General features: G+C 39.8%; 3 protein-coding genes. 2 read left to right on the top strand and 1 reads right to left on the bottom strand.

The window, feature by feature from the left end; genetic code table 11:
• The coding region (locus M2448_RS20335) for a hypothetical protein (RefSeq protein WP_280697243.1) at positions 1-192 on the top strand (192 nt) is incomplete at its 5' end.
• A gap of 74 nt (positions 193-266) precedes the next feature.
• Here M2448_RS20335 and M2448_RS20330 read toward each other — a convergent pair.
• A complete protein-coding gene (locus tag M2448_RS20330; RefSeq protein ID WP_280647015.1) occupies positions 267-449 on the bottom strand; it encodes a hypothetical protein in 183 nt (60 codons plus the stop codon).
• Positions 450-562: 113 nt separating this feature from the next.
• Between M2448_RS20330 and M2448_RS20325 the strand changes: the two genes are divergently transcribed.
• A partial coding sequence (locus M2448_RS20325; RefSeq protein WP_280697241.1) for a hypothetical protein occupies positions 563-1,108 on the top strand: 546 nt, incomplete at its 3' end.

The following is a 1,108-nucleotide window of genomic DNA, read 5'->3' as shown; positions in this document are numbered from 1 at the left end:
GACTTTCATTATGCTTATGATAGATTGAATGTCGGTTATATAACTGTAAATGATGAAAAATATAAAATAGACTTTCACTATGCCTATGATAGATTGGATGTTGCCTATATAACTGTAAATGATGAAAAATATAAAATAGACTTTCATTATGCTTATGATAGATTAGATGTTGCCTATATAAGAAAGAACTAAAAATATTCTATTCATTATAAAGTTGTCTCCTTATGTCACTGGGGATTTATCATCCCCAGCAACTAAAAGATTAATTATATCCCCGACCAGCCATCTACCTGTGTCATTTCATCGTGTACACGCATAATATCCGTTACGGCAACTTTCATATTCATTGATTTTATTGCTTTTAGCAGTTCTTCGTTATTCATTGTCTCGCTAGGTACGTCTATAATGGGTGGTGTTAGCCGCCCGCCTACTTCAAAAATATTTCCCAAAACTTTGCTTGTGAATATTAAACTTCGGGTGAAATGTATAGTCTATATTTGTAAAGGAAACAGCCCCTCTTAGTCTCCCCACAGGGGAGAAACAGGGAAAAAAGACTATAATTATGAATAGCATACTATCCTATATCCGTTCCAAATCCCCCCTACGGGGGCTAGGGGGCCTATTGTTGGGCTTGCTTTTACTGACAGCCTGCAATGGCGGTGACGATCCTTACAATCCTGAACCAACGCCGACACCAACTCCCGAACCTACACCCAAAGAGAATATCGTCTTCAACCTTGATGGTGACCTTATCCGTGCGGGAAAGGAAAAGTCGGGCGATGCCGTCTTTAACTTCGACGGAGACTATGTGCGTGCGGGAAAGGACAAAACGGGCGACGTGGTATTCAATATAGACGGTAAACTGATACGGGCGGGAAAAGAAAAGACCGGCGATGCTGTCTTTAACCTCGATGGCAACTATATCCGCGCAGGCGCGGATACCAAAGGCGATATTGTATTTAATATAGATGGGGAATATGTGAGAGGGGGTGAGGATGATAATAATAGTTATATATTTTCTATTCGGGAATCGTATGGCGGTTCAGGGTATTACGAGGTGAAAACTGGAAGTTTGAATGATTGGTATAATAAAAATAGTGTTTTATTT

Source organism: Dysgonomonas sp. PF1-14, from assembly GCF_029892965.1.
GTDB lineage: Bacteria > Bacteroidota > Bacteroidia > Bacteroidales > Dysgonomonadaceae > Dysgonomonas.
Note: the sequence above shows the minus strand (reverse complement) of the source record. Positions and strands in the feature narration are given on the sequence as shown.